Here is a 6,964-nt window from a genome sequence, read left to right on the forward strand (position 1 = left end):
TAAATATAGCGCTGTGCGCAGGCAACAGGCAACAGGCAACAGCTCATCTGGGGGAATAAATTGCCGATAATATAAGATTTTTAGCTATTTGGCCACTCCTGCAATTTGTAAATATACCAGCGCTCATTGCTATAATACTTGGCGTCAAAGAATTTCTCGGTTGGTCAGAAAGAGTTTATCCTTTTCTAAAAAGCTATAAAACCATTTAGGAGTTATTTGGTATTTCATTGATAATTATAATGAAGCGTTGGCGGATCCTAGCGGCAGCTATATCGCCTGACCACCATTTGATCACTACATATACAGGACTACCAAAACTTTCTCTGATACTACTCTTTCTTCTTATTTCTTCTCTCCTGACTCGGTTCTCCTGACTCCCCCTCCTGGGAGGGGTTAGGGATGGGTTGACTCCTAAAGAATAGACATCTGGTAAAAATCCAAAATAAAATCAATTCTCACACTAGATATATCAATTCTTTCTCCCTACTGCCTACAGCAAAGCTGCCTACTCCCTCTTTTCTGGAGATATCTAATTAAGATTAATACCATACACGATTTTCAGCAACGCCATTATTTTAAAGTAATCACAGTTTTCACCACACCCGCACGTTGCCCCCACGCCGTAATTTCAATTTCACAACCAGCAAAACCTTTAACTACCCACTCAACATGACAACGATAATCATTACCTCGAGCAGAATTAGCAAACGCTTTATTCGATCGCCCCTCTAAATGACCTATTTCCTGTAACTGCTTCCCACTAAGCAACATTACACTTTCAGGCAAAGTCAACATAACCTCTATAGGTCGAACACTTTTTCCTTCCCTAGCTTTTTCACTGGTATAAGTAGGCAAAAATCCCTGATTTTCCAACTGCACCACTACCAAATAAATATCACCACCCTGATGCTCAACTACCATCTGACTCACTGCCAAACGAGGTGACATCAAAGCATGAGAAATAGCAAACTGACAATGTTGCTCACACAACTTTGGTAAATATTCCACAGGAGCATTTTGCCAAACCTTCTTATGATTCCATCCACCAATTTCTAAAGTACCCAGTTGCGGATGTTCAAACGGTTGCCAGTCAATAAAACCCTTCCCACCCAATTTTTCATCATTCCACTGCATCAATTTCAGATCGTCTGAAACAGGATGGTGTCGTAACCACTTAACATAATCTTCCTTCTTAACTCCCGCTGCGGTAGGTGCATCCCAAAGTTCTATAATAAAACCAAACCAACCAAAGCGCTCATAACAATAATCATCCATTGCACCATAAGTCTTCCGATTAGCAGGATAGCAAAAGTTATGATAAACCGAAACACATTCATAACCAGTAATTTCAGTACCCTTTTCCCCAATCAACTTGTAAATTTCCAAATCCTCCACAGGCAAACGGTCGTCTGGGTAAATGCTATAAGGACGTAAAATTACCGCAGAAAAGGTATGATAACTAATAAAACCATTAATATTAGAATGCTTCCGCCAAAATTCTGCTACAGCACGAGTTTCCGGTTCAGAAAAAGGAAAATCTCCAGCACCTTTTTGTTTTCCCTCCGGTTGCCACTTATAAGGATAGTTGCGATTAAAATCCATTCCTTCCAGTGCAGGAGCAATTTTAATATCATAACCATTATAGTTTTTGATAATTCCCTCTGGCAGAATAGTGTAGTAAGTGCCTCCAAATTCATCGGGTTCGCGACGCACCATTATTCTAGAGTCTTCTGGCGAAATTTTCCACGCTCCACAATCATCTTTGAGTCGCATCTGCAAAATTAACCCATCCCCATTTACATCTTCCCAGTGAAGTCCGTCGCGTTCTTCAGGATATGGATAATGACGAATACTCGATCGCAATCTTTGGGGAGTTGTTAAATATTGTTCTGCTCCATCAACAGCAATACGAGGTAATACATAAACTGTGTAGTTATCTAATAAACGAGTAATTTGAGGTTCCCTAGCATAATTATTTAGTAGATGATAAATAATATATAGAGCAACAGCAGAACCTGTAACTTCTCCAGCATGAATATTAGCATCAATCCAATATCCAGGTTTTTCTTTTGCTTTTCCTGTATTTTGATTAGTAACAGTAGCTAAGAAAATATCTAATCCACCATAGCTTTTACCAATAACTTCTAACTTAATCAAATGGGGATTACTTTCACTCATTTGATACAAAAAATTCACCACTTCTTGATATGTATAGTAGTGGCTAAAATCAAACCCTGATTCTGTCATTTTAAATTATTAAGTCTCTATATATGTAATTAAATTAGAATTAGTATTTGTTAGAATTATCCAGCCAAACTGGAGACTAACATTATCAGTTTTAACCATAATTATTAAACTCTTTGTGACTATTAGAAATGTCCAATAATAAAAAATAAAATCAATTATCTCACATAAATTATCAATTATTTTCCCTTACCGAAAAATTCAGGTATCAAGCCTCTCCATTCATGGAGAAAAAGCGGTCGTTTGTGGAGCATTCCGTAGGATGGGATGGCGATCTTCGGAGCGGGTCTGCAAGAACGGGTCTCCTCGCCATATCCAATCGACCAAGAGAAGAAAAAAAATCCTTTTATTCAATCTTCTTATTTATAAGAAGAGGTAATTCTAAACTCTTAATTCTAAATTCTAAATTCTAAATTCTTGAATCCCTACTCCCTCTTTTGTGAAGATCTCTATTTGTAATTAGGGCTTGCTGATTAAATATAAAAGCATTGACTGATATTGGTTTTAGGCTTTTTATGTCTTGAAAAAGTATGAGCTTTTCGGTAGCTTAAGTTAAAAAAGTGAGGATTTTCACCGAAGCAAAAGCCGAAAAACCACTCTGACAATTGTTACTCCTACCTCCTCGCTCATTCCCATTTTTCCTGTCTCCTGTCTCCTGTCTCCTGTCTCCTGTCTCCTGTCTCCTGTCTCCTACCCCAGCAAAAAGACTTTCCATAAGCAAACCCTAATTATGTTCCCACTTCCACATACTACTAGAAATCAAATTTGTCAAAATGTGCGCAATAATTGGTATTAATAAATTATCTGTTGCTAAAGCACTATATCCCAACACCATTCCAACTATTATTGCCCAAATCATATAAGGCCATTGTTGCTTACCACTCAAATGTAAAACACCAAAGAAAATACTTGAAGCAACTAATGCCACTGTATCCAATCCCAAGGCAGACAAAATTACACCTCGAAATAACAATTCTTCACTCAATCCTGGTAGTAACCCCAACCAGATTAAATCGGGCCATAACAAAGGAGTCACAACTAATTTAAGATATTGATCTGCACTACGACGGTAGGTAGGCCAAATGCGATAAACTAAGGAACTGGCGATAGTAATACCTAAAGCGATCGCTACTCCCCACAATAATGCTCTTGGATTCCAACTCACAGGTAATAAATTAACACCAAGTAGCAAGCAGGTTTTAGAGATTGCCAGTAATACCAATGCTGTTACCCCCATTGCCACCAATACTTGAGTACGAGTTAGAGGCTCGATTTCTGGATTTTCAGGAATTTGCTCTGTCACTTGTCCGCCATCAAATTAAGTTTGGATTTTATATTTAACTATTGTACAGGATGGTATAGCAGAAGAAAGAAGGAAGAAGAAAGAAGGAAGAAGGAAAAACCTTGCCTTGTCTGAGTTTGACCGCACTTTTTAAGATAGTGAGGTACAGTTCAATATTAATCTCTATCCCCTCTTTCCTACTCCCTCTCTTGGTGCGCGTTCCCTCACAGGAGTCAGCATTCCCTTGCGTTTGTTGCCGACGCGGGGTCGCACCACTACTCCCAAGATGTACCTCATCCACTAGAAAACTGCTGTCAGCTTTTTATCCCACATTCCGCACTTCATTTTGCAACATTAAAAGTAGTATAAAAAAACCGTGGCTTGGTAGGTATTTAGAGCTTGCTGATTAAATCTAAAAGCATTGACATATAAAGACAAGTGCCTTTTTGGGGTCGAATTGCAGTGCAAATTTTTCAGCTGTTCATGCTCATGCATGGCTCGTATTTTAGGCTCATAGTTGGACAGAAAAATCCCAAATTGACAATTGTTACTCCTACCTCCTCGCTCATTCCCATTTCTCCTGTCTTCCCCTACACAGGAGGGGTTAGGGGTGAGTTGCCTCCTACCCCTACTAAAAGACTTTTTCAGCAAACCCTATTTATACTATGCAAATCATCTCAATTACTTTTTTCGTTGATCAAATTCCGAGTAAACAATTAAGCATAAATACTTGCTTGATTATGTACTCAATCACGATAGCTATGATTTTCTCCTAAATTCTGACTCCTGTCTTCCCCTACACAGGAGGGGTTAGGGGTGGGTTGTCTCCTGACTCCTTCTTCTATTATAATACATTTTGTGGTGCGGAATGTGGGTTTATATGTCCTAACCTTTGCTTCGACTACTGTACTACTGAATTTTAGCAATTGGTAATATTTCTGGCCTTAAAGCTTCTGGATTAATGCCAGACCGATGAGCAACCAATACCCCCAACGCCTCCAAATATGAATTAACCTCTAATGCTTTTATCCCCAAACTTTCTGGTGAAGCTTGCATTTGAGTTTGATTTTCTCTAACAGCAATAATTTGCGCTGGAGTTTGACTGAAACTCATTACTGCACTACCACCACAAGCAGTAGCAGGTACAACTACAGCATCTACTTGTTTTGCCAAAATAGTATTAGGGAGTAGGGGACTATCTTTTGTATTTACTAATTGTGGCGCTCGACTCAACCCCACTAATACACAAGGTAAAAATGTGTAACCAATTTCTTCCGCAGCAGACTGAGGCGATAAGTTAGGGTCTAAAGGTAGAGGTAATAAAGCAGGAGCATGAGCACAGGGAACCTGAAAAGTTTTGACAATCAGATGACTAATAACTGCTTCTGCACCAGCTAAAGGGTCAACTCCTTGTCCATGGCGATATAATTGTAATCCTGTACTACCTTCATCATCGGGAAATCTGGCAACAACAGCGATCGCTTCTGCTTTAGCTTTGTGAATTAGAGTTTCTGCTGCTCGTAGCAAACTATCTGAATTAGCTATTGTGCCCCAGGATGCTCCAGAATCAGATTTTTGTAATTGTACTTCTAGTGGAGCATCTGTAATTATATAATCTGTGAGATTTAGCCCTAAAGTTGCTCTAGTCGCATCCGCGGCTTGTAAATGGCGCAGTTGCAATTCTGGTTCAATGCCTTGGTCAAGGATTAAACCGACTCGGTTTTGATGTACAGGTTTTAATCCATACCATCCCTGAGCAAATTTGTCAAGGGCATAGCCTTCTACATAGAGAGCATTAGATAATGGCCAATAGAGTTGTGCCCCATTCAGAACATTGGGGTGAGTAATTAGGAGGTCGCAAGTTTGCGCGATCGCTCGTGCCACTGGTAAAGCATCACCAGCATAACCACCAATAGATGCACCGATACCAGTGGGAATAATTAAGACTACTGTATAAGGTTTTAAGTCGAAGGTCAAAAGTCAAAAAGTAAGTTCAAAAGTTTTAACAAGTTTTTGATTCAATAATTTCAGCAGGAAAGCTAATTTTTAAACTCTATTAAAAATAATTTTAGGTTAGGTATTATCTTAGATAAACCCAACCCTACACTCAACAATTATCAATCAAAAAGCATGAATAACTAATTAAGCATTAGTGCTTAAACTTTCTGATTCAATTACAACAGCTTCTACATGAGCTGTTTGTTTTTCTGTATCTATCTTTGTTACTGCCCAACGTAGAGGTTCGCCACGCCTTTCTAACTCTTTTTCAATTTCTTGATTGAGTTTATTTGGTGATTCTTGCAGGTCAATTTCAGCATTAATAAAATGAGTAGTCATTTCAGTTATCAGTTATCTGTACAATTTTAAGTTAATTAGTTTACGAAATAAACTTTATTTACCGAATAATTAAGCTTTAAAGCCTCTCCTTTAAAGGATAAAAAAGCGGTCGTTTCGACCAAGAGAAGAAAAATTTTTCCTTTTACCTTTTCTTTTCTAGGAGAGGTAATTATTAATTATTAATTATTAATTTTCAAGTCTTCCTTTTCATTCATTTTGAAGCTATTTATGAAGAACCAAATTGGCGATCGTAAACCTCATCTTCCTTTCCAGTTTCTATCTTTAAATTAGACCGAGGATAGGCAACACATAATAAGACATAACCCTCTGCTTGGAGTTCTGGACCAACTCCCATACCATCAGCTTGATCTACAGTACCCTCTCCAATAATTTTTGCTGCACAGGTTGTACAAACCCCTGCGTTGCAAGAATTAGGCAAACCTAGTTCAGCTTCCTCAGCAACCTCTAATATTTTTTTATCATCTGGCACCTGAATAGTGTGAGTTTGTCCCTGGTGTTGAATTTCAACAGTATAAGTCTTTGACATATTGTAATTTGTAGATTTAATTCCAGAGAGGAATTTAGGCTCCTTGATTTTATGAAATCCTATGTATATTAGCCCTTTTAGAGATTGAGGGCAACGCTAATTCTCCGAATAGTTACAAAATTTTACAATCCGAATAGTTACAAAATTTTTCAATATTCAAAAATCATTTATCTGAGATAAAAATAATTTTTCTCTTTTAATTATTTTTTATTCAAATGACATTTTTATTAACAGCAGGTATTACTAATTCAAGAAAATCTAAAAGTAATTTTATCTAGAAAATAAATTTCAAAATCCTCTTTGATTTATTATGATTTTTTATTTTTTAGCTTTACTTCAAGACAAATTTAAATAGCCATGCTAGAAATATACAACAGTGGAAAGAAAGGGTGCTGACATATCAAAAGCTTAAAACTTATACCAATTTCTTGAAGAAGGAGACAGGAGACAGGAGACAGGAGACAGGAGGAAAATTACATGGGGATTCTAACCCCAAGTAATTTTGAACACCGTGTAGACGGTGGGGTATTAAACCCACAAAGAAAATGATAAAA

Annotated in this window: 8 protein-coding genes; all 8 read right to left on the minus strand. The window is 37.7% G+C overall.

The window, feature by feature from the left end; genetic code table 11:
• Positions 1 to 329: 329 nt before the first annotated feature.
• The 8 genes from F6K13_RS11670 to F6K13_RS11705 all read right to left on the minus strand — a co-directional run bounded on the left by F6K13_RS11670 (position 330) and on the right by F6K13_RS11705 (position 6,410).
• A complete protein-coding gene (locus F6K13_RS11670) occupies positions 330 to 452 on the minus strand; it encodes a hypothetical protein (RefSeq protein ID WP_287287427.1) in 123 nt (40 codons plus the stop codon).
• A gap of 118 nt (positions 453 to 570) precedes the next feature.
• Positions 571 to 2,247, minus strand: coding sequence for a M14 family metallopeptidase (locus F6K13_RS11675; protein ID WP_124154317.1), 1,677 nt, complete (start codon positions 2,245 to 2,247; stop codon positions 571 to 573).
• A 544-nt stretch (positions 2,248 to 2,791) separates the two neighbouring features.
• A complete protein-coding gene (locus F6K13_RS11680) occupies positions 2,792 to 2,959 on the minus strand; it encodes a hypothetical protein (RefSeq protein WP_192901035.1) in 168 nt (55 codons plus the stop codon).
• Between the two features lie 9 nt (positions 2,960 to 2,968).
• Positions 2,969 to 3,547, minus strand: coding sequence for a CPBP family intramembrane glutamic endopeptidase (locus F6K13_RS11685; RefSeq protein ID WP_124143176.1), 579 nt, complete (start codon positions 3,545 to 3,547; stop codon positions 2,969 to 2,971).
• 725 nt (positions 3,548 to 4,272) lie between these two features.
• A complete protein-coding gene (locus F6K13_RS11690) occupies positions 4,273 to 4,452 on the minus strand; it encodes a hypothetical protein (protein WP_124143175.1) in 180 nt (59 codons plus the stop codon).
• On the minus strand, positions 4,436 to 5,503 hold the full coding sequence (locus F6K13_RS11695; protein WP_124154318.1) for a DUF3326 domain-containing protein: 1,068 nt from the start codon (positions 5,501 to 5,503) through the stop codon (positions 4,436 to 4,438). The genes F6K13_RS11690 and F6K13_RS11695 overlap by 17 nt, the downstream gene beginning before the upstream one ends.
• Positions 5,504 to 5,668: 165 nt before the next feature.
• Positions 5,669 to 5,863: a hypothetical protein gene (locus F6K13_RS11700; RefSeq protein ID WP_124143173.1), complete on the minus strand. Its 195-nt coding sequence runs from the start codon at positions 5,861 to 5,863 to the stop codon at positions 5,669 to 5,671.
• A gap of 226 nt (positions 5,864 to 6,089) precedes the next feature.
• Positions 6,090 to 6,410 (minus strand): 2Fe-2S iron-sulfur cluster-binding protein, encoded by a 321-nt coding sequence (locus F6K13_RS11705; RefSeq protein ID WP_124143172.1) that lies wholly within the window; start codon positions 6,408 to 6,410, stop codon positions 6,090 to 6,092.
• Between the last annotated feature and the right edge of the window lie 554 nt (positions 6,411 to 6,964).

This window comes from Okeania sp. SIO2B9, from assembly GCF_010672505.1.
Lineage (GTDB): Bacteria > Cyanobacteriota > Cyanobacteriia > Cyanobacteriales > Microcoleaceae > Okeania > Okeania hirsuta.

What these genes read in the sequence shown, in the direction of transcription:
- F6K13_RS11675 (WP_124154317.1), bottom strand. Translation starts at nt 2,247, where the DNA reads ATGACAGAATCAGGGTTTGATTTTAGCCACTACTATACATATCAAGAA.
- F6K13_RS11680 (WP_192901035.1), bottom strand. Translation starts at nt 2,959, where the DNA reads ATGGAAAGTCTTTTTGCTGGGGTAGGAGACAGGAGACAGGAGACAGGA.
- F6K13_RS11700 (WP_124143173.1), bottom strand. Translation starts at nt 5,863, where the DNA reads ATGACTACTCATTTTATTAATGCTGAAATTGACCTGCAAGAATCACCA.
- F6K13_RS11705 (WP_124143172.1), bottom strand. Translation starts at nt 6,410, where the DNA reads ATGTCAAAGACTTATACTGTTGAAATTCAACACCAGGGACAAACTCAC.